We start from the raw sequence: 20,564 nt of genomic DNA on the forward strand, positions 1-20,564 counted from the left end.
CACCGCGCGGACTAGAACTCGTCGCCCGTGTGCGGCAGTACGGGTGTGCGCAGGGCGTCGTCCAGGGCGGCCACCGCCCCCGGGGTGTGCTCCTGCACCAGCCCGGCCGCGACGAGGTCGCGGACCCGGGTCCCGCCGAGGTAGCAGGCGGCCAGCTCACGTACATCGAGGGCCAGGTCGGCGGCGCCGTCCGCATGGGCGTACGTCGCCCCCTCCGGCCCGGCCCTGAGCCGGAACCGCCCCGCGTTGGCGGGCAGCCGTACGTCGTGGACCTCCAGCACCAGGTCCACCGGCGCGGCCCAGGACCGTGCGGTCAACGCCGCGCGTACGTCGACCAGGCGCAGCCAGAGCGCCGGGAACTGGGCGGTGACGCGCACCTGGTCGCGGTCGGCGGCGAAGTGGAGCAGCGGGTCGTCCACCGGGCGGTTCCGGGCGGAGACCCTGCCGGTGAGGTCGAGGGCGGCCAGGCATTCCCAGAGGGCGGCGGCGACCGCCGGGGTGTCGGCCTCCAGCTCGTCGACCCGCACCAGCCCGGCGGTGCGGGCGGCGGCCCCCGCCGTGTCCCCGGCCGACTCGGGCTTCGTGCGGTAGAGGACGTAACCGGCAACGGGTTCGTCCGGCTCCCCCAGGACGATGATCCTGGGCGGGCTGAGCTCCTCGTCCTCCTCGTCCTGTTCGGCCAGCCACTCCTCGTGCCAGCGCTCCGGGCTGCGGGTGGGGCGGCCGGCCCGGCCGGCGCGGGCGGCCTCGTGGCGGGGGCCGATCACGTCGACGGCCTCGTCGGGGTCGACCAGCCGCAGCGGGCGGGGGTCGGGGTCGATGCGCAGGGCCAGCGGCCGGGTGGAGTCGATCTCCACGGTGGCGCCGGTGGTGGCGCTGCCGTAGCCGAAGCGGCCGTAGATGGCGGCCTCGGAGGCCCAGAGGGCGGCGAGGGGGCGACCGGCGTCGGTGGTGCGCCGCATCATCCGGGCCATCAGCCCGGTGAGCACACCGCGCCGCCGGTGGGTGGGCGCGACGCCGACGAACGTGAGCCCGGGGCAGGGCAGGTCCGCCCCGGGCACCGAGAGCCGGAAGTCGTGCGCGGCCATGAAGCCGACGAGGGCGTCCCCGTCGTAGGCGCCGATCCGGTCGCAGCGCACGAGCAGCGCGTGGTGCCGCTCGCGGGCCTCCTTCGGCGGGCGGTCGTGGAAGACCAGGTAGGCGAGCTCCAGGGCGCGGTCGATGTCGGCCTCGGGCACGTCGCGGATGTCCACCATGATCACGAGACTAATCGGTCATCGGGGACCAGTCATCCCATAGTGGCTTGATCTGCGGGTTCGGCCGGTTTCCGTATCCCGGTTCCTGGGCGGCGGCCTGCGGCTACCGGCCCGTCGGGCCGGCCCAGGCGGCGGGCACGTGCCCGATCCGCACCCGCTGCGGGTGGTCCCCGACGGGGACGGACACCCGCTTGGCGCCGGTCGCGAAGTCGATGGCCGTCACCCGGTCGGTGCCGCTCTCGGAGATCACGCAGGCGGTCCCGTCGCCGCTGACCGTGGCCCAGTAGGGCTTGGACGCGGGGACCAGCGGCCCTTCGGCGAGGGTGGCGCGGTCCACGACGGTCGCGTAGTCGTCCATGGTGCCCGCGACGCAGAGCTTCGTCCCGTCGGGGCTCATCGACATGCCGTGGTGGCGGGAGTCGTTGACCCAGCTGGTGCGGTCGGTGCTGGTGGCGGGGTTGGCGGGGAGGTCCTTGAGGCGGGTGATCCGGTCGGTGGCCACGTCGTACTCCAGGAAGCCGCCGAAGAACGACACCTGGAAGTACAGCTTCGACTCGTCGGGGCTGAAGGAGACGGGGCGTACCGAGTCGGAGAGGTCCTTGCGGCCGAAGGCGTCCAGCCGCTCCCGCATGTCGATCACCCGGACCGTGCGGAAGGTCTGCGCGTCGACGACGGTGATCTTCCGGTCGCCCTTCGTCCAGTCCAGCCAGGGCGCGTCGAGTGCGGTGTTCACCTCGCCGATGGAGCTGTTCCACAGGTAGCGGCCGTCACGGGTGAAGGTGTTCTCGTGCGGCTTGTCGCCGGTGCGGAAGGAGCCGGCCTGGCGCCCGGTGGAGATGTCCAGGACGTGCACGGTGTTGGAGGTGGAGGCCGAGACCGCGACGCGGGTGCCGTCCGGGGAGACCGCCATGTGGTCGGAGCGGTGACCGGAGACGGGGAAGCGCCAGTTGATGCGTCCGGAGGCCAGGTCGATGGAGACGACGTCGGCGAAACTGGGGCGGGAGACGACGACCGCGGAGCCGTCCGGAGTGGTGAACATGTCGTCGACGAACTGGTCGTGGCCCTCTCCGGCGCTCTCGCGGATACCGAGGAAGAAGGCGAGCTTGACCGGGTTGAGGTAGATCTCGCGGAGCCGCTCGGCCTTGTCGGGGATCACGTCGATCCGGCCGACCTTGGCCAGGTCTCCGGTGGAGGCGAGGACGTCGGCGGTCCCCTCCCAATTGTTCCCCACGAAGAGCACCTCGCGCAGGCCGCCCTCCGCCGCGGCGGGCGGTGCGGCCGGGGCGGGCGTGAAGGCGGTCAGGAGGGTGGCCGCTGCCAGCACGCCCAGGGTTCGCACGGTACGCAACATCCGCTCAACTCCGTTGTGAGGAAAGGATGGAGAGGGTGACCTCCGATTACCGGCGGGTAAGATAGGGGGAACGCCGAAAGGGCGCAACCCCCACGGGGTGCGCCCTTTCCTCACCTTCCGCCGTCACTCCTTCAAGCGACGGAGCCGATCCTGTCGACCACGGTGCCCGCGACGTCCGGGTGGATCGGGATGTGCGCGCCCGTGAGGGCGACGCCGCTGCCGCCGCGGCGGTTGGCGACGATCTCGGCGGCGATGGACAGCGCGGTCTCCTCCGGGGAGCGGGCGCCGAGGTCCAGGCCGATCGGGGAGCGCAGCCGGGCCAGTTCGAGCTCGGTGACGCCGACGTCGCGCAGCCGCTTGTTGCGGTCCTCGTGGGTGCGGCGGGAACCCATGGCGCCGACGTAGGCGACGGGCAGTCTCAGGGCCAGTTGCAGCAGCGGGACGTCGAACTTGGCGTCGTGGGTGAGCACGCACAGGACGGTCCGGCCGTCCACCTCCGTGCGCTCCAGGTAGCGGTGCGGCCAGTCCACGACGATCTCGTCGGCCTCGGGGAAGCGGTTCTTGGTCGCGAAGACGGGCCGGGCGTCGCACACGGTCACCCGGTACCCGAGGAACGTGCCGATCCGCACGAGGGCGGAGGCGAAGTCGATGGCGCCGAAGACGATCATCCGCGGGGCCGGGACGCTGGACTCGACCAGCACCTTCAGCGGCTCTCCGCAGAGCCCGCCGTCCGCGCCGATCTCCAGCACGCCGGTCCGGCCGGCGTCGAGCAGGGCCCGGGCCTGCTCCGCCACGGTGCGGTCCAGCTCCGGGTGTCCCCCGAGGCCGCCCTCGTAGGGCCCGTCCGTCCGGACGAGCACGGCGCGTCCCATCAGCTCGGCCGGTCCCTCGGCGACCCGGGCCAGCGCGGCGGCCTCCCCGCGGGCGGCGGCGGCCAGCGCGGCCTCGAACACCGCCCGGGCGGGCGAGCCCACCGGGACCGGGGTGACGAGGATGTCGATGATGCCGCCGCAGGTCAGACCCACGGCGAAGGCATCGTCGTCGCTGTAGCCGAAGCGCTCACCGACGGCCTCCCCGTCTTCGAGCGCCTGCCGGCACAGGTCGTACACCGCACCCTCCACGCATCCGCCGGAGACCGAGCCGATGGCCGTGCCCTCGCTGTCGACGGCGAGGGCGGCCCCGGGCTGCCGGGGCGCGCTGCCGCCGACCGCCACGACCGTGGCGACGGCGAAGTCGCGTCCCTGCTCGACCCACCGGTTCAGCTCTTCGGCGATGTCCAGCATGTGCGGCCTCCTCGGAGGATTCGGTTCCAGTATCGGACAGGCGGAGGGTGCGGGTGGTGCCGCGTACGTCCGGCGGCGCCGGGGCGTACGGGCGGCCCCACGGGGTCGGGCGACCCCGTGGGGGTGGGGGTCAGCCGACCCCGAGCCAGCTCTCGATCGGGTGGAGCGCGAAGAAGACCAGGAAGATACCCGTCAGCGCCCACATGAAGCCGCCGATCTCCCGGGCCTTGCCCTGAGCGATCTTGATGGCGACGTACGAGATGACACCTGCGGCGACACCGGCGGTGATCGAGTAGGTGAACGGCATGATCACGACGGTCAGGAAGACCGGGATCGAGGTGGAGGTGTCCGCCCAGTCGACGTGGCGGGCGTTCTGCATCATCATCGCGCCGATGACGACCAGCGCCGCGGAGGCGACCTCACCCGGGACGATCTGCGTGATCGGGGTGAAGAAGAGGCAGGCGGCGAAGAAGAGGCCGGTCACGACCGAGGCGAGGCCCGTGCGGGCACCCTCGCCGACGCCCGTGGCGGACTCGACGAACACGGTCTGGCCGGAGCCGCCCGAGACGCCACCGATGGCGCCACCGGCGCCGTCGATGAACAGGGCCTTGGACAGACCCGGCATCCGGCCCTTGTCGTCGGCCAGCTTCGCCTCGGTGCCGACGCCGATGATGGTGGCCATCGCGTCGAAGAAGCCGGCGAGCACCAGGGTGAAGACGATCATGCCGACGGTCATGTAGCCGACGTCGCCCCAGCCGCCGAAGGAGACGTCGCCGAAGAGCGAGAAGTTCGGCATCGAGACCGCGGAGCCGTCCAGCTCCGGCGGGCCGTTCTTCCAGGCCTTGGGGTCGATGTCCAGGATGGCGTTGAGGATGGCGGCCAGGACCGTGCCGCCGATGATGCCGATCAGGATCGCGCCGGGCACCTTGCGGGCCTGGAGCATGAAGATGGCGATCAGGGTGACGGCGAACAGCAGGACGGGCCAGCCGGACAGCTCACCGGTCGCACCCAGCTGGACGGGGGGCATGAACTCCCCGCCGTTGCCGACGAAACCGGCCTTCACGAAGCCGATCAGGGCCACGAAGAGGCCGATGCCCATGGTGATGGCGTGCTTGAGGGCGAGCGGGATCGCGTTCATGATCATCTCTCGGAGGCCGGTGACGACCAGGAGACAGATCACGACACCGTAGAGCACGCACATGCCCATGGCCTGCGGCCAGGTCATCTGGGGGGCCACCTGCGAGGCGAGCACGCCGGAGACGGAGAGTCCGGCGGCGAGCGCCAGCGGGACCTTGCCGACGAAGCCCATGAGGAGCGTCGTCACGGCGGCGGCGAAAGCCGTGGCGGTGATGATCGCGGAACCGTCCATCGTGGTTCCGGCGACGTCCTTGCCCGAGAGGAGCAGGGGGTTGAGCAGGAGGATGTACGCCATCGCCATGAAGGTCGTGATACCGCCACGAACCTCGTTGCCGACGTTGGACCCTCTGTGGGTTATGTGAAAGTAACGGTCGAGCCAAGACGTGCCGGCGGGGGTCGGAGAGCCGTCGCCGGCCTCTTCCGCGGTGGTCTTGGGCTCCACTGACGACTGGGTCATGGTGCCTAACTCCCAAGGTTCAAAGGGGCACCCGCTTGGGGATTGGAGATGCGGGATTTGGGATGCTGCGTTTGGCTGCACGACCCGGGGTGACGGCCCGAGGCGACGCGAAGGTGCACTGCGTGTACTGCGGGTAGAGCGGGGTGTCCGCTTGTACTACATGGGGGTTTTCGCAGGGGTACTGCCGGCCGAAGGCGACCGCGAGCGGTGCGGTGCTTCGAGTACTCCGGGCGGTGCGGCGGTGAAGTGTGACGTTCCCGAGTCGCACCGCCCGGAGAGTCCGAGGGGGTCCGGGGGCCTCGCGGCCCCCGGACCGGGTCCGTCCTAGAGGGTCCCGGTGAGGGCTTCCGGACGGATCGGGGTCTTGTTGAGCTCCAGACCGGTCGCCTGCCGGATCGCCGCGAGGACGGCCGGGGTGGACGACAGGGTCGGTGCCTCGCCCAGACCGCGGAGGCCGTACGGCGCGTTCGGGTCGGCGAGCTCCAGGACGTCGACCGGGATGGTCGGGGTGTCGAGGATGGTCGGGATCAGGTAGTCCGTGAAGGAGGGGTTGCGCACCTTCGCGGTCTTCGGGTCCACGATGATCTCCTCCATGACCGCCACGCCGAGGCCCTGGGTGGTACCACCCTGGATCTGGCCGACCACGGAGAGCATGTTGAGGGCCTTGCCCACGTCCTGGGCGGTCGCGAGCTCGACGACCTTGACCAGGCCGAGCTCGGTGTCCACCTCGACGACCGCGCGGTGCGCGGCGAAGGTGTACTGGACGTGGCCGTCGCCCTGGCCCGTCTTCAGGTCGAAGGCGACCGTCGGGCGGTGGCGGAACTCGAGTTCGAGGTCGATGGCCTCGTCCTCCAGGATGTCGGCGATGTCCGCGAGGACCTCGCCGCCGTCGGTGACGACCTTGCCGCCCTCCAGGAGGAGCTCGGCGTGGGCCCAGGCCGGGTGGTAGGAGCCGTTCTTGCGGCGGCCCATCTCCAGCAGCGCCTCGCGCACGGCCTCACAGGTGTTCTTCACGGCGCCACCGGTCATGTACGTCTGCCGCGAGGCGGACGTGGAACCGGCGGAGCCGACCTGCGTGTCGGCCGGGTGGATGGTCACCTGCGTGACGCCCAGCTCGGTACGGGCGATCTGCGCGTGGACGGTGACACCGCCCTGGCCGACCTCCGCCATGGCCGTGTGGACCATCGCGACCGGCTCGCCGTTGATGACCTCCAGGCGCACGCGGGCGGTGGAGTAGTCGTCGAAGCCCTCGGAGAAGCCGACGTTCTTGATGCCGACCGCGTAGCCGACGCCGCGGACGACGCCCTCGCCGTGCGTGGTGTTCGACAGGCCGCCCGGCAGCGCGCGGACGTCCGCGCCCTCGCCGGCGGTCTCCCACTGGCGCTCCGGCGGCAGCGGGCGGGCCTTGACCCGGCGCAGCAGCTCGGCGACCGGCGCCGGGGAGTCCACGACCTGGCCGGTGGGCATGATCGTGCCCATCTCCATGGCGTTCAGCTGGCGGAACTCCACCGGGTCCATGCCCAGCTTCGCCGCGAGCTTGTCCATCTGGGCCTCGTAGGCGAAGCAGGCCTGGACGGCGCCGAAGCCGCGCATCGCGCCGCAGGGCGGGTTGTTCGTGTAGAGCGCGATCGCCTCGATGTCGACGTTGTCGACGACGTACGGGCCGACGGAGAGCGAGGAGGCGTTGCCGACGACGGCCGGGGAGGCCGAGGCGTAGGCGCCGCCGTCGAGCACGATCCGGCACTTCATGTGCGTGATCTTGCCGTCCTTGGTGGCGCCGTGCTCGTACCAGAGCTTCGCCGGGTGGCGGTGCACGTGGCCGAAGAAGGACTCGAAGCGGTTGTAGACGATCTTGACCGGCTTGTTGGTCGCGAGGGCCAGCAGGCAGGCGTGGATCTGCATCGAGATGTCCTCGCGGCCGCCGAAGGCACCGCCGACGCCGGAAAGCGTCATGCGGACCTTCTCCTCGGGCAGGCCGAGGACGGGGGCGATCTGCTTGAGGTCCGAGTGCAGCCACTGGGTGGCGACGTAGAGGTCGACACCGCCGTCCTCGGACGGCACGGCGAGGCCGGACTCCGGGCCGAGGAAGGCCTGGTCCTGCATGCCGAAGGTGTACTCGCCCTCGACGATGACGTCGGCGCGCTTGCGGGCCTCCTCCACGTCGCCGCGGATGATCGGCTGGCGGTGCACGATGTTCGGGTGCGGGACGTGGCCGGAGTGGTGGTCGTCGCGGCCCGGGTGGATCAGCGGCGCGTCGGCGGCGAGGGCGGAGGCCTCGTCCGTGACGAGCGGCAGCTCCCGGTAGTCGATCTTGATCTTGGCGGCCGCGCGGCGGGCGGTCTCCGGGTGGTCCGCGGCCACGAGGGCCACCGGCTCACCGTGGTGGCGTACCCGGCCGTTGGCGAGGACGGGGGTGTCCTGGATCTCCAGGCCGTAGTTCTTCATCTCGGCCGGCAGGTCGTCGTACGTCAGGACCGAGTAGACGCCCGGCATGGCCAGCGCCTCGGAGATGTCGATGGAGACGATCTCGGCGTGGGCGACGGTGCTGCGCAGCGTCTGGCCCCACAGCATGTCCTCGTGCCACATGTCCGAGGAGTACGCGAACTCACCGGTCACCTTGAGGGTGCCGTCCGGGCGGAGCGTGGACTCGCCGATCCCACCCTTGGTGTGCTTCTGGGTGACGTTCGTCGGCGTACCGGAGGGCACGGTGCGAGTGTTGGCCATGATCAGACAGCCTCTCCCTGACGGGCGGCCGCGAGGCGGACCGCGTCGAGGATCTTCTCGTAGCCCGTGCAGCGGCAGAGGTTGCCGGACAGGGCCTCACGGATGTCCTGGTCGGACGGGTCGGAGTTCTGCTCCAGGAGCGCATCGGCCTGTACGAGCAGGCCCGGGGTGCAGAAACCGCACTGGACCGCGCCGGCGTCGATGAACGCCTGCTGGATGGTGGAGAGTTCGACGCCCTCACCGGTCTGCGAGTCGGTGCCCCTGGCGGACCACCGCTGCGCCTCGTCCGTGGACACGCCCGCGCCGCTGCCGCACGCGCCGGTGCCGCAGCCGTGGCCGTGCTCCTCGCGCTGCTTGGCGAAGTCGGCCAGGCCCTCGACGGTCACGACGTCGCGGCCCTCGACCTGGCCGGCGGCCACCAGACAGGAACAGACCGGCACGCCGTCGAGGCGGACGGTGCAGGAGCCGCACTCGCCCTGCTCGCACGCGTTCTTCGAGCCGGGCAGACCCAGGCGCTCGCGCAGCACGTAGAGGAGGGACTCACCCTCCCAGACGTCGTCGGCTTCCTGCGGACGACCGTTGACGGTGAAATTGACGCGCATGCTTACGCAGCCCCTTCAAGCGAGCGGCCGTTCGTGCCGCGGTACTGCTCCCAGGTCCAGACGAGCTGGCGGCGAGCGAGGATGCCGACCGCGTGACGGCGGTACTTCGCCGTGCCACGGACGTCGTCGATCGGGTTGCAGGCGGCGGAGGCGAGCTCACCGAACTGCTTGGCGATCGACGGGGTGATGACCTTCCCGTTGTCCCAGAAGCCGCCCTCTTCGAGCGCGGCGTTCAGGAACTCCTCGGCGGCCTTGGCCCGGACCGGGGTCGGGGCGGCCGAACCGATGCCCGTACGCACGGTGCGGGTGTCGGGGTGGAGGGCCAGGCCGAAGCCGCACACCGCGATGACCATCGCGTTGCGCGTGCCGACCTTCGAGTACTGCTGGGGGCCCGTGGCGTTCTTGATGTGGACCGACTTGATGAGCTCGTCGGCGGCCAGCGCGTTGCGCTTGACGCCCGTGTAGAACTCGTCGATCGGGATCATGCGCGAGCCGCGTACGGACTCGACCTCGACCTCGCAGCCGGCGGCCAGCAGGGCGGGGTGGGAGTCACCGGCGGGCGAGGCGCAACCGAGGTTGCCGCCGACACCGCCGCGGTTGCGGATCTGCGGGGACGCGACCGTGTGCGAGGCGAGCGCGAGACCCGGCAACGTGGTGCGCAGGTTCTCCATGATCTGGGCGTACGGGACGGAGGCGCCGAGCTTGGTGACCTCCTCGCCTACCTCCCACTCCCGCAGCAGCTCGATGCGGTTGAGGTCAAGGAGGTACTCCGGACGGCGGTGGTCGAAGTTGATCTCGACCATGATGTCGGTGCCACCCGCAATCGGCACAGCTGTGGGGAACTCGGCCTTAGCGGCGAGCGCCTCCTCCCAGCTGGCGGGGCGAAGGAAGTCCATGTGCGGCTCTCTTCTTCTTCATCGTGTCGTTCACTTCAAGCCAGGAGGCCAAAGGGCCCTCGACTGGTCGTTCACGTGCTGTTAACGCGGTGTGGACTCAGTACACAAGCCGCCCGTCCCCCGGGTGCAGTCACCGAAACCATGAAGGAGTTGGCTGACGGCCTCCCTCGTCTTGTAGATTCGTATGAAAGGCAGGATGCGACGACCTGCCCGATTTCCAACGGCAACATTCGAGACAGATCGGCGGCGACATCATGCGGCTGCGCGCACTGCTGGAGACCGAGGTGCTGGGGCTGCGGCTGCTCGGCGGCGAGGACGAACTCGACCGGACGGTCCGCGGGGTCATGACGACCGACCTGCGCGATCCCAGCCGGTACCTGTCCGGGGGCGAGCTGGTCCTCACCGGCCTGGCCTGGCGGCGAGATTCGGCCGACTCCGAGCCATTCGTACGAATCCTCGCGAGCGCCGGCGTCGCCGGGCTCGCCGCCGGCGAGGCGGAGCTGGGCGACATCCCCGACGATCTCGTCTCCGCCTGTGTCCGCAACCGGCTGCCGCTGTTCGCAGTGAACGAGGACGTTGCATTCGCCACGATCACCGAGTACGTCGTCCGGCAGGTCTCGGGCGAGCGCGCCGGGGACCTGGCGGCCGTCGTGGACCGGCACCGCCGCCTGATGACATCGGGCCCGGCGGGGGGCGGCCCCGACGTGGTGCTGGATCTCCTCACCACCGACCTCGACCTCCGGGCGTGGGTGCTGTCCCCCACCGGCCGGCAGATCGCCGGGGCGGGTGAGCCGCTGGCGCCGGGCATCTGTGCGGCGCTGGCGGGCGAGCACCTCGCGGCGGTCCGGACGGGCCGCAGAGGACCGCACCGGATCTCCATCCAGGGTATTACCTACTCGCTCTTCCCGATCAGGGGACACGGCCGCGGCGCGGCCGGTCCGGCCGTGCGGGACGTACGCGAGACCGTGCTGTCCGACTGGCTGCTGGCCGTCGAGGCGGACGCCGGGGACTGGCCGGCCGAGCGCCTCGACCTGCTCCAGGGCGTGACCCAGCTGATCGCCGTGGAGCGCGACCGGCGCGATGCCGCCCGCACCGTGCGCCGCCGCCTCGCGCAGGAGGTCCTGGAGCTGGTGCAGACGGGGGCCGCGCCCGCCGAGATCGCCGCCCGCCTGCGGGTGGCCGCCCCGGTGCTGCTGCCCGGCCTGGGCGCCGCCCCGCACTGGCAGGTCGTCGTGGCGCGGGTGGACTGGGAGAACGGGGAGATCCCCGGCGGGCCGGTGGCCCAGTCACTGCTGGAGGAGATCCTCGTCGACCCGTCGGTCTCGGGCCCGGAGCCGTCCGACCGGATCGCGGTGGCCCACACGGGTGACGAAGCCATCGCGCTGGTCCCGCTGCCCTCGCTCCCGGGGGACGCCGGGGAGGACAAGGGCCCGGACTCGGCCCTGCACGCCGACGAACTGCTCGCCGTGGTACGGGAGCCCCTGGCGGCCGGCCTCGCCGACGACGGCCGGCTCACGCTGGGCGTCAGCGCGGCCGTGCACTCCGCCGAGGGGCTGCGCGGGGCGCTGGAGGAGGCACGGCACGCCCGCCGGGTCGCGGCGGCCCGCCCGGGCCGGGTCTGCGCGGCCGGCCACCACGAGCTGGCCTCGCACGTGCTGCTGCTGCCCTTCGTCCCCGACGACGTGCGCCGCGCCTTCACCGCCCGGCTGCTCGACCCGCTGCGGGACTACGACCGCCGCCACCGGGCCGAGCTCATCCCGACCCTGGAGGCCTTCCTCGACTGCGACGGCTCTTGGACCCGCTGCGCCACCCGGTTGCACCTGCACGTCAACACGCTGCGTTACCGGGTCGGGCGAATCGAGCAGTTGACGGCGCGGGACCTGTCCCGGCTGGAGGACAAGCTCGACTTCTTCCTCGCACTGCGCATGAGCTGAGGAGATCACCCCCGCCACCGGCCGCGGGTCGACCGGTGCGGCTGATGATCCGTCCGGACTTTGTGAAAGAGTTCACCCGACCCCTTGGCCGGAGCCGCCGATCCGTGCTCTCATTTCGCCCCAGGGCTCAACCATGTGCTGCTTGATTGCTTCGGGGAGGGCAATGTGGCGGATACCGCCATGTCGGGTGCCGGGTCCACCGGGGGAGACGATCCCCTCCAGCGGGCGATATGGCGGCTGCGCTCGCGCGGCTGTTGGACCGACGCGGCAGCACTGCTGACGCCTCACGTCGGCAGGGCCGGCCAGGCCGCCGCCGCCGTGCAGCGGACCGCGCTGCTGGTCGAGCGGTGCCTGTTCACGGGCCAGGGCTGGTCCGAGGCGGAGGACGCGCTGCGGGTCGCCGAGGCGGTCGCGCAGGACGACGACGACCGGGGTGCGGCGGCGTGCGAGCGGGGCCAGCTGGCCTACGCCGCCACCGTGCTCGGCGTACGCGACCGGGCCGACGAGGCCCGCTCCGCGCTGGGACGGGCCGCGGCCCTGCTGTCGCCCGGTTCCCGGACCCGTCCGCTGCTGGACTTCCGCCGCGGCCTGGTCGCCGAGCACCTGGCGGACGCCCCGCAGTCGGCGCGGCCGGCGTACCACCGCGCCCACGCGGGGGCGGAGGCGCACGGCGACACCCTGCTGCTGTCGTTCACATTCCGGCACCTGGCCGCGCTGGCCCTGCGGGACGGCGAGGTGGCCGAGGCCCGCAAGGGCTTCGCGGAGTCGCTGCGGATCCGGGAGGACCTGGGCTTCCTGATCGGCACGGCCCCGGCACTGGCGGCCCTGGCCGAGGCCGAGCCGGAACCGGAGGCGACCCGCCTGCGCGCCGAGGCCCGCCGCCTGTTCCACCTCTTGGGCGGCATCCCGACCTGGCTGGCGGACCAACTCCACCCCACCCCGGCCCCCACCCCAGCGGCGTAACACGCCCCCCGCACCACGAACCCGGCCCCGCGGGCCCACTCCATCCCCGCGGGCCCAACCCAGCCCCACGGGCCCAACCCAGCCCAGCTGGCCCAACCCAGCCCCGCCGGCGTTTGAGGCGCGGGGTCCGGGGCGGAGCCCCGAGGCTCGAACCCGAACCGGACAACCCGGCCCGGCCCGGCCTCAACACAGCCCCGCCGGCGCTTGAGGCGCGGGGTCCGGGGCGGAGCCCCGACCGCCCGCGAGGACCGGGCCCGGGCGGAGCCCGGCCGGAGCCGCCCCCGGGTCAGGAGCCGGCGAAATGCTCGCGGACCAACGCCTCGACCACCGGCAGATCCCGCGCAACCAGCGCCTCAAGCAGCGCCGCATGCTCAGCGGCATCGGCCACGAGATCGGCCCGCCGAACCCGCGGAGCACCCGGCAGGGGCCACTGCGCCCGCCGATGCAACTCCTCCGCCACCTGCACCAGCTGCTCGTTGCCGCCCAGCCGCAGCACCGCACGGTGGAAGGCCCGGTCCGCCTCCGCGTACCCGGCGAGGTCGCCCGCCGCGGCCGCCGCGGCCGTGGCCGCGGCCGCCGGCCGCAGCGCCTGCCACTCGCCCTCCGGCACGGTTCGGGCCAGCCGCAGCATCACGGGGACCTCCAGCAGCGCCCGGACCTCCGCCAGCTCGGCGAGCTCCCGCGCGGTGCGCGTGAGGACCCGGAAGCCGCGGTTCGGCAGGCACTCGACGGCTCCCTCGACGGCCAGCTGCTGCATCGCCTCCCGCACCGGGGTCGCGGACACCCCGAAGCGCTCTCCGAGCGCCGGGCCGGAGTAGATCTCCCCCGGCACGAGCTCGCCGTCGACGAGGGCCGCGCGCAGCGCGTCGAGGACCTGACCGCGCACCGAATGGCGCAATACCTTGCGCTTCTGTGCCGGGACCCGGGCGTGGGCCGGTTCGTGCACTCGGTCCTCCTCCGGGTCTCGACCTGCCCCGAGAATAGGTGACGCGCCCCGCCGCAGGTGGATGCGGACCCCGCAGAGTCAGATAAGGTAAGGCTTACCTGTTAACGATCGTGTGATCGGTGGACCGCCATGACCGCCACGGCCCTCCCGGCTGTCGCCCCCGCCCCGCCCGGCTCTGCGGTGGCGGACGCGTACGCCCGGCTGGCCGACGTCTACGCCGGCCTGCGGGTCGTCGAGCGGGCCGCGCACGAGCCCTCCCCTCGCGGTGCGGGGTGGGTCGGTGCCGACGAGCTGGCGGCCGGCGGACCGGCCCTGGACGCCTTCCTCGCCTGGGACGACGCCCAGGTCCGCAGGGACTACGGCACCCCGGCCCGGCCCGATGTGGTCGCGGGCTTCGGGCTGCACCGGTACGCGTGGCCCGCCTGCCTGCTGATCACCCTCCCCTGGTTCCTCCACCGGAGGGTCCCCCGGCTCCCGGTCTCCGAGGTCGCATTCCACCGGACCCTCGGCCGGATGGCGGTGCACGTGGAAGGCTTCGCCTGCCTCCCGGACGATCCCGCTGCCGCCCTCCCCGGGGCGCGGGTCGTCCCCGACGAGGAGGCGCTGCGCGCCGAGGTGCGGGCGGCGGTGGCCCAGCACCTCGAACCCGTGCTGGAGGGCTTCCGCCCCCGTGTGCGGCGCGGACGCCGCGCCCTGTGGGGCATGGCGACCGACGAGGTCGTCGAAAGCCTCTGGTACGTCGGCCACCTGTTCGGCGAGGAACGGCGGACGATGGCCGAACTGGAGCTCCTGCTCCCCGGCTCGACGGCCCCGTACACCGGCGGCGCGGGCTTCCGCACGCTCCACGGCCCGGACGGGCAGGAGCTGCCCACCCGGGACCGGGCCTCCTGCTGCTTCTTCTACACGATCCGGCCGGAGGACACCTGCGTCACCTGCCCCCGCACCTGCGACACCGACCGCATCACCCGCCTCACGGCCGAGGCCGCCTGACCCACCCGTGGAGGCGGCCCGCTTCGAACACAACACAGCTCGTACGGCCGCCAGTTCGAGACACAACACCCTATCCGGCGGGCCCCGCCCCCCGATGGCGGCCACTTGCCCCGAAACCCGCGTGCACGGCTCACCGGCTGCGCCACTATGGCGCCCGGAAAGCCGCACGGCCGCATACGCGAGGCAAGGGACATCCGCATGAGACTGACCGACATATCGCTGGACTGGCTGCTGCCCGGCAGTCTGCTGATCCTGGGCGTGCTTGCGGCGGTTGCGGTCCTGGCACGGGGCAAGCGCGAGAGCGAGAAGGCCGCGGCCGACGACAGCTGGGAGCGCAGCGAGGAGAGGCGGCGGCGCAAGGAGGCCGTCTACGGAACGGCTTCCTACGTCCTGCTCTTCTGCTGCGCGGCGGTGGCCGCCGCGCTCTCCTTCCACGGGCTGGTCGGCTTCGGCCGGCAGAACCTCAACCTTTCCGGGGGCTGGGAGTACCTCGTGCCCTTCGGCCTCGACGGCGCCGCCATGTTCTGCTCGGTGCTCGCCGTGCGCGAGGCCAGCCACGGCGACGCGGCCCTCGGGTCGCGCATGCTGGTCTGGCTGTTCGCGGGGGCGGCCGCCTGGTTCAACTGGGTGCACGCCCCGCGCGGCCTGGGCCACGACGGTGCTCCGCAGTTCTTCGCGGGGATGTCGCTCTCGGCGGCCGTCCTCTTCGACCGGGCGCTCAAGCAGACCCGTCGGGCGGCGCTGCGCGAACAGGGCCTCATCCCGCGGCCGTTGCCGCAGATCCGGATGGTCCGCTGGCTGCGGGCCCCCCGGGAGACCTTCGGCGCGTGGTCCCTCATGCTGCTGGAGGGGGTGCGCACCCTCGACGAGGCCGTGGACGAGGTGCGCGAGGACAAGAAGGAGCGGGAGCAGGACCGGCACCGCAGGCGCGACCAGGCCCGGCTCGACCGGGCGCGCATCAAGGCGCTGGGCCGGCAGAACCGGGCTTTCGGGCGGACCCGCGGCCGCCAGGTCGAGCTGCCGGAACTGACGCAGGGAGCGGGCTCCGCGCCGGTGGGCGCGGAGCCCGCCATACCGGAAGCGGGACAGCTGCCCCTGCGCCGCCGGCCCTCCCTGCAGGCCGTCAACCACACCGACTCCTTTGAGGTGACCGGCCCCCGCACGGTGGACCTCACCGCCGAGGACGACACCCAGACCATTCCCCGACTGGACTCACTGGAGCGCAAACTGAAGGACTTGGAGCAGCAGTTCGGCTGACCGGTCGGCAGCGGGAAGGAGACACCCCCCAGGGCCCGCCCGTTCAGGCGGGCCCTGGGGCGTACGGGGCCTCGCGGCACCCTTCGAGCTCGAACCACACCACCTTGCCGGCGCCCAGGGTCAGGGCGTCGACGCCCCACGCGTCGGCCAGCGCCTCCACCAGCACCAGTCCCCGGCCGTGCGTACCGTCGTCGGCGGTCGGTACGTACGGCCGGGGCCGGCGGGCGGCGCGGTCGCGGACCTCAACCCGTAAGCGTGTGGCCGTGAGGCTCGCGGAGACTTCCGCACCGCGGTCGGTGTGGACGAGGGCGTTCGTGACGAGTTCCGTGATCAGCAGTTCGGCCACGTCCGTGGCGTCGGTCCGGCACCGGTGGCGCATCAGCTCCCGGAGGTCCCGGCGGACGTCGCTCACCGCCCTCAGGTCCGCGCGGCGCAGGCTCCGGCTGATGCGCAGCGTGTCGGCCGCTTCCCCGTCCTCGGCGGTGGACGGTTCGCGCGGTACCGGCGCGCCTCTCCTCCACAGCTTCCCCGTCTTCGCCCCCACCCGCACGACGGTGTCCCTCTCGTGTCGTTGCTCTCGAACAGGCCTACGGGATGCATGCCCCCGGGGCGGATCCGCACTCCTGCGGGCTTACGGGCGGGGCACGTTGCGGAGGTTGGACCGGGCCATCTGGATCATCCGGCCCACCCCGCCGTCGAGCACGATCTTGCTGGCGGACAGTGCGAATCCGGTCACCATGTCGGCGCTGATCCTCGGCGGGATCGACAGGGCGTTGGGGTCGGTCACCACGTCCACGAGAGCGGGGCCGCGGTGGCGGAAGGCGACCTTCAAAGCACCGCTGAGCTGCTTGGGCTTCTCCACGCGCACCCCGTAGGCGCCCGCCGCTCGGGCGATGGCGGCGAAGTCCGGGTTCGTGTACTGCGTCCCGTGGGAGGGGAGGCCGGAAACCAGCATCTCCAATTCGACCATGCCGAGCGATGAGTTGTTGAAGAGGACCACTTTGACGGGCAGGTCGTACTGCACCAGGGTGAGGAAATCTCCCATCAGCATGGAGAAACCGCCGTCACCCGACATCGACACCACTTGACGGCCGCGATCGGTGAACTGGGCGCCGATCGCCTGCGGCAGGGCGTTGGCCATCGAGCCGTGACTGAAAGAGCCGATGATGCGCCGCTTGCCGTTCGGGGAAAGATAGCGCGCCGCCCACACATTGCACATGCCCGTGTCGACCGTGAACACCGCATCGTCGTCCGCCAGTTCGTCGAGGACCGAGGCCACGTACTCGGGGTGGATCGGCGTGCGCTTCTCGACCTTGCGGGTGTAGGCCCTGACCACCCCCTCCAGGGCGTCCGCGTGCTTCTTCAGCATCCGGTCCAGGAAGCGGCGGTCCGTCTTGGTCCGCACCCGCGCGTTCAGGGCGCGCAGCGTCTCCCGTACGTCTCCCCACACGGCGAGGTCCAGCTGGGAGCGCCGTCCCAGGTGTTCGGGGCGGATGTCCACCTGGACGATCTTGACGTCGTCGGGCAGGAAGGCGTTGTACGGGAAGTCCGTGCCGAGCAGGATCAGCAGATCGCACTCGTGGGTGGCCTCGTAGGCGGCGCCGTAGCCGAGCAGCCCGCTCATGCCCACGTCGTGGGGGTTGTCGTACTGGATCCACTCCTTCCCGCGCAGGGCGTGGCCGACGGGCGCCTTGACCCGGCCCGCGAACTCCATCACCTCGGCGTGCGCCCCGGCGGTGCCGCTGCCGCAGAAGAGGGTGACCCGCTCCGCCTCGTCGACGAGGCGGACCAGCTTGTCGATCTCGCCGTCGCCGGGGCGCACCGTCGGCCGGGCGGTGACGAGGGCGTGCTCCACCGCCTTCTCCGGGGCCGGCCGTGCGGCGATGTCGCCGGGCAGCGCGACCACGCTGACCCCGCTGCGACCGACGGCGTGCTGGACGGCGGTCTGGAGCAGCCGGGGCATCTGCTGCGGGTTGGAGATCAGTTCGCTGTAGTGGCTGCACTCACGGAAGAGCTGGTCGGGGTGGGTCTCCTGGAAATAGCCCAGGCCGATCTCCCCCGAGGGGATGTGGGAGGCGAGGGCGAGGACCGGGGCCATCGAGCGGTGGGCGTCGTACAGCCCGTTGATGAGGTGCAGGTTCCCCGGACCGCAGGATCCCGCGCAGGCGGCGAGGCGCCCGGTGATCTGGGCCTCGGCGCCCGCCGCGAAGGCCGCCGCCTCCTCGTGGCGGACCTGGATCCAGTCGATGCCGTCGGTCCGGCGGATCGCGTCCACCACGGGGTTGAGGCTGTCGCCGACCACGCCGTACATCCGGCGCACGCCGGCGCGCACGAGGATGTCGACGAACTGTTCCGCCACGTTCTGCTTGGCCATACCTCCCATCCAGCCATGCCCGCGGCGGTTACGCCTCCCAGACTGCGGCGGCCGTGCGGTCGTCGGCGTAGCCCTTGAGGCGGAGCTGGGTGTCCGCGAGGAACGCGGCGAGACCCGGCGGTTCCGGATCCGCCCAGCGGGCGGCGAGCTCCGCCTGCAGGGCCGCCTCGTCCCGCATCGGCTCGGCCAGGCCGCCGGAGCACAGCAGCAGGGTGTCCCCGGGCCGGGCCACGGACGCCCGGAAGCGGAAGGGGATGCCGGGCCCGCCGGGCGCCTCGCCGCCCCCGGCGGCGGGTGCGGGAGCGGGGGCGGGTGGGGCGGTGGGGGCGGGTGGCGTCGCAGAGACCTGTTCCAGGTCCTGCCATTGGCCCGAACGGAGCCGGAAGAGGCCGCCCGCACCGGCCCCGAAGCACACCCGCGTACGGCATGCGGGATCCAGCGGGAGCAGCAGGCCGCGCAGCCCTGCCGTGTACTGCTCCTCGGCGAGCCCCAGCTCGGCGGCGCGTGCCCGCAGGCGTCCGTGGGCCCGGTCGGTGAGTCGCTGCAGGCCCGAGCGCAGGGCGTCGCGGCGGCCGGCCCGGATGTCGTCGGCGAGCCGGCCCTGGCTGCGGCCGACGGCGGCGGCGACCGTGCGGCACAGGTCCGCGGCGGCCTCCGCGGCGCCGGGCGCGGCCCGGTCACCGCCGGCGAGGGCCACCAGGACCAGGGCGTCGTCGCCGCTGCCGAAACGTGCGGTGAGCAGGAAGTCCCGCCGGGTCTCGCCGCGGTAGCGGGCGGAGTCACCGCGCACGGAGGCGGCGCGGAGCGTGAAGCCGTCGTAGCCGGCCCCCTCCAGGACGGTGTCCGGGACCAGGCCGTCGAGGGCGGCCGGGTCCGCGGGCGGGAGGGCGCCCGGTTCGGCGGCGTAGGTGGGCGCGCGGTCGCCGAGGTGCCGCACGTGGGGCCGCGGCTGCGGTGCGGCGGCCTCCGGGGCGGGCGTCGCGCCGGTCGGCGGGCGCACCGCTGCGGGCGCGGCTGCGGGCTGCGGCACCTCCTCGGGGCGCGCTGCCGGGGAGCGCCGCGCGGGCAGATCGCCGCCGGGCGCCGGCGGCACCTCGACGCCTCCGAGTGCGTACCCGGTGGCCCCGCCGGTCCGCGGATCGCGCGGCTGGGCCCCGTGCCAGGGCGGCGCCGGGGGCGGCGGCGGCCCGTACCGCTCCCCCGGCGCCGGCGCCTGCCCACCGGGGGCCCCGGCAGGAGCGGCCGGCCCGGGCGGCGCCGACACCGGCGCGGCCGGCCCGTCGGCAGGCGCGGCCGCGCCCGGCCGCTGCCCGTACCCCGCCCCGTCCGCGGCGGGCCGGTCGGTCGGCGGGCCGGAAGGAGCCGACTGGCGCTGCGCGCCCGGAACCACCGCCGGAGGCGATGGCGGCGGTGGCGGGACGTACCGGTCGCCGGGCGGCGCCGGCACCTGCGCGGCCGGATCGTCGGGAGCCGAGACCGGCGGCCGCGTCCCTTCCGCGGCGGGCGACACGGTCGGCGGCACCGGCGGGCCGGAAGGGTCGTCGGGCGGCGGAGCCGACTGCGCGCCCGGAACCACCGCCGGAGGCGGGGGCGGTGACGAGGGGGGCCGCGCGTCGGGGGCCACGGCCGGTGGCGGGGGAAGGGGTGGTGCGTCGGCGGCCCTGGGTGCGGCCGGCGGCGCGGGCGCCGTCGGCGGTTCGCCGGGCGGCGGCACCGGCGCGGCCAGGGCGTCGGGGGCGGGGCGTGGGGCCGGGACCGGTCCCGCCGTCGGGGGGCGCGGAGGGTCGGCCCGTACGGCGTCGGGCCGGGGCGGTCCGGCGGACAGCCCTGCGTCGGGCTCCGGGCGCGGGGCCGGCAGCGGCCCACGCCCCGGACCGGGCCCGAACTCGCCCTCCCGCACCGGCTCTTGCGGCGCGGCGGGCGGCGGCGCTGCCGCGGCCGCGTCCGCCGTCACGCCCGCCGCCGACCGGAACCGGTGGTCGAGGGTGTCCCCCGGGTCGGCTGCCGGTCCCGCGTCCGGGTCCTCGTAGAGCTTCTGCCACCAGTCGTCCGCGCCCCGCTGACTCATGCCCTCATTCTCCGCCTCCGGTGCGGGCAGAAAACGCCGAATGCACGAAAAGGGTCCCCCGGGCTGCCACCCGGTGGGCCCCGGCCGGGACTTCGAAGGCCCCGAACGGGTACCGGTTCCCACCGGTCACCTCGCCGTCGCGCCGGAGCCGGGCTGTGCGGCGCGGGCGTTGTCCGCCGGGGCGCCCTACGGCCGCCCCCGGCGCACCGCCCCCGCCCCGCGGGGCCGACCCGCACGCTGCGTCGGACGGTGGGGGCGGCCGCTGCGGCCGCCCCCACCGCCGTGCGCGATATGGGGGCGCATCGCTCGCCCGGGTTGAATTCAGG

The 20,564-nt window shown here is 73.1% G+C and carries 15 protein-coding genes; 4 read left to right on the plus strand and 11 right to left on the minus strand.

Translation table 11 applies throughout. From position 1 onward, the window contains the following. Nucleotides 1–11 precede the first annotated feature (11 nt). From IF89_RS0113420 to IF89_RS0113450, 7 genes are all read right to left on the minus strand, one after another. Nucleotides 12–1,256, minus strand: coding sequence for a GNAT family N-acetyltransferase (locus tag IF89_RS0113420; RefSeq protein WP_030766086.1), 1,245 nt, complete (start codon nt 1,254–1,256; stop codon nt 12–14). A 103-nt stretch (nt 1,257–1,359) separates the two neighbouring features. Further along, on the minus strand, nt 1,360–2,607 hold the full coding sequence (locus IF89_RS0113425) for a YncE family protein (RefSeq protein ID WP_030766089.1): 1,248 nt from the start codon (nt 2,605–2,607) through the stop codon (nt 1,360–1,362). Between the two features lie 131 nt (nt 2,608–2,738). Further along, nucleotides 2,739–3,890: an XdhC family protein gene (locus IF89_RS0113430; RefSeq protein ID WP_030766092.1), complete on the minus strand. Its 1,152-nt coding sequence runs from the start codon at nt 3,888–3,890 to the stop codon at nt 2,739–2,741. A 130-nt stretch (nt 3,891–4,020) separates the two neighbouring features. After that, nucleotides 4,021–5,484: an NCS2 family permease gene (locus tag IF89_RS0113435; protein WP_030766094.1), complete on the minus strand. Its 1,464-nt coding sequence runs from the start codon at nt 5,482–5,484 to the stop codon at nt 4,021–4,023. 324 nt (nt 5,485–5,808) lie between these two features. Then, entirely contained in the window at nt 5,809–8,208 is a 2,400-nt protein-coding gene (gene pucD, locus IF89_RS0113440; RefSeq protein ID WP_030766097.1) for a xanthine dehydrogenase subunit D, read from the minus strand. A 2-nt stretch (nt 8,209–8,210) separates the two neighbouring features. Continuing rightward, nucleotides 8,211–8,810: a (2Fe-2S)-binding protein gene (locus tag IF89_RS0113445; protein ID WP_030766099.1), complete on the minus strand. Its 600-nt coding sequence runs from the start codon at nt 8,808–8,810 to the stop codon at nt 8,211–8,213. A 2-nt stretch (nt 8,811–8,812) separates the two neighbouring features. Next, a complete protein-coding gene (locus tag IF89_RS0113450) occupies nt 8,813–9,706 on the minus strand; it encodes an FAD binding domain-containing protein (protein ID WP_030766102.1) in 894 nt (297 codons plus the stop codon). A gap of 254 nt (nt 9,707–9,960) precedes the next feature. On the opposite strand from IF89_RS0113450, the gene IF89_RS0113455 reads away from it, so the two are divergent. Both IF89_RS0113455 and IF89_RS0113460 read left to right on the plus strand, forming a co-directional pair. Then, complete coding sequence (locus IF89_RS0113455; RefSeq protein WP_030766105.1) at nt 9,961–11,640, plus strand: PucR family transcriptional regulator; 1,680 nt, start codon at nt 9,961–9,963, stop codon at nt 11,638–11,640. Between the two features lie 165 nt (nt 11,641–11,805). Further along, the gene (locus tag IF89_RS0113460; protein ID WP_043193866.1) at nt 11,806–12,603 is read left to right on the plus strand and encodes a hypothetical protein; all 798 of its coding nucleotides are present in this window, start codon (nt 11,806–11,808) and stop codon (nt 12,601–12,603) included. A gap of 286 nt (nt 12,604–12,889) precedes the next feature. Here the strand turns inward: IF89_RS0113460 and IF89_RS0113465 are convergent, their stop codons facing one another. Continuing rightward, on the minus strand, nt 12,890–13,549 hold the full coding sequence (locus IF89_RS0113465; protein ID WP_234327753.1) for a GntR family transcriptional regulator: 660 nt from the start codon (nt 13,547–13,549) through the stop codon (nt 12,890–12,892). Nucleotides 13,550–13,678: 129 nt separating this feature from the next. On the opposite strand from IF89_RS0113465, the gene IF89_RS0113470 reads away from it, so the two are divergent. Beyond that, the gene (locus IF89_RS0113470) at nt 13,679–14,539 is read left to right on the plus strand and encodes a (2Fe-2S)-binding protein (protein ID WP_030766114.1); all 861 of its coding nucleotides are present in this window, start codon (nt 13,679–13,681) and stop codon (nt 14,537–14,539) included. 198 nt (nt 14,540–14,737) lie between these two features. Then, nucleotides 14,738–15,796: a DUF2637 domain-containing protein gene (locus IF89_RS0113475; protein WP_030766117.1), complete on the plus strand. Its 1,059-nt coding sequence runs from the start codon at nt 14,738–14,740 to the stop codon at nt 15,794–15,796. Nucleotides 15,797–15,839: 43 nt separating this feature from the next. Here IF89_RS0113475 and IF89_RS0113480 read toward each other — a convergent pair whose 3' ends face one another. From IF89_RS0113480 to IF89_RS0113490, 3 genes are all read right to left on the minus strand, one after another. Beyond that, nucleotides 15,840–16,340, minus strand: coding sequence for an ATP-binding protein (locus tag IF89_RS0113480; protein WP_420706912.1), 501 nt, complete (start codon nt 16,338–16,340; stop codon nt 15,840–15,842). Between the two features lie 87 nt (nt 16,341–16,427). Further along, a complete protein-coding gene (locus tag IF89_RS0113485; protein WP_030766123.1) occupies nt 16,428–18,170 on the minus strand; it encodes a pyruvate dehydrogenase in 1,743 nt (580 codons plus the stop codon). Nucleotides 18,171–18,198: 28 nt separating this feature from the next. Next, a complete protein-coding gene (locus tag IF89_RS0113490; RefSeq protein ID WP_030766126.1) occupies nt 18,199–20,238 on the minus strand; it encodes a protein phosphatase 2C domain-containing protein in 2,040 nt (679 codons plus the stop codon). Between the last annotated feature and the right edge of the window lie 326 nt (nt 20,239–20,564).

It is taken from the genome of Streptomyces sp. NRRL F-2664 (assembly GCF_000719345.1).
Taxonomy (GTDB): Bacteria; Actinomycetota; Actinomycetes; order Streptomycetales; family Streptomycetaceae; genus Streptomyces.

Bases quoted from the DNA above. Each gene is read 5' to 3' on its own strand.
- IF89_RS0113420 (WP_030766086.1), bottom strand. From the start codon at position 1,256: ATGGTGGACATCCGCGACGTGCCCGAGGCCGACATCGACCGCGCCCTG.
- IF89_RS0113425 (WP_030766089.1), bottom strand. From the start codon at position 2,607: ATGTTGCGTACCGTGCGAACCCTGGGCGTGCTGGCAGCGGCCACCCTC.
- IF89_RS0113430 (WP_030766092.1), bottom strand. From the start codon at position 3,890: ATGCTGGACATCGCCGAAGAGCTGAACCGGTGGGTCGAGCAGGGACGC.
- IF89_RS0113435 (WP_030766094.1), bottom strand. From the start codon at position 5,484: ATGACCCAGTCGTCAGTGGAGCCCAAGACCACCGCGGAAGAGGCCGGC.
- pucD (WP_030766097.1), bottom strand. From the start codon at position 8,208: ATGGCCAACACTCGCACCGTGCCCTCCGGTACGCCGACGAACGTCACC.
- IF89_RS0113445 (WP_030766099.1), bottom strand. From the start codon at position 8,810: ATGCGCGTCAATTTCACCGTCAACGGTCGTCCGCAGGAAGCCGACGAC.
- IF89_RS0113450 (WP_030766102.1), bottom strand. From the start codon at position 9,706: ATGGACTTCCTTCGCCCCGCCAGCTGGGAGGAGGCGCTCGCCGCTAAG.
- IF89_RS0113455 (WP_030766105.1), top strand. From the start codon at position 9,961: ATGCGGCTGCGCGCACTGCTGGAGACCGAGGTGCTGGGGCTGCGGCTG.
- IF89_RS0113470 (WP_030766114.1), top strand. From the start codon at position 13,679: ATGACCGCCACGGCCCTCCCGGCTGTCGCCCCCGCCCCGCCCGGCTCT.
- IF89_RS0113475 (WP_030766117.1), top strand. From the start codon at position 14,738: ATGAGACTGACCGACATATCGCTGGACTGGCTGCTGCCCGGCAGTCTG.
- IF89_RS0113485 (WP_030766123.1), bottom strand. From the start codon at position 18,170: ATGGCCAAGCAGAACGTGGCGGAACAGTTCGTCGACATCCTCGTGCGC.
- IF89_RS0113490 (WP_030766126.1), bottom strand. From the start codon at position 20,238: ATGAGTCAGCGGGGCGCGGACGACTGGTGGCAGAAGCTCTACGAGGAC.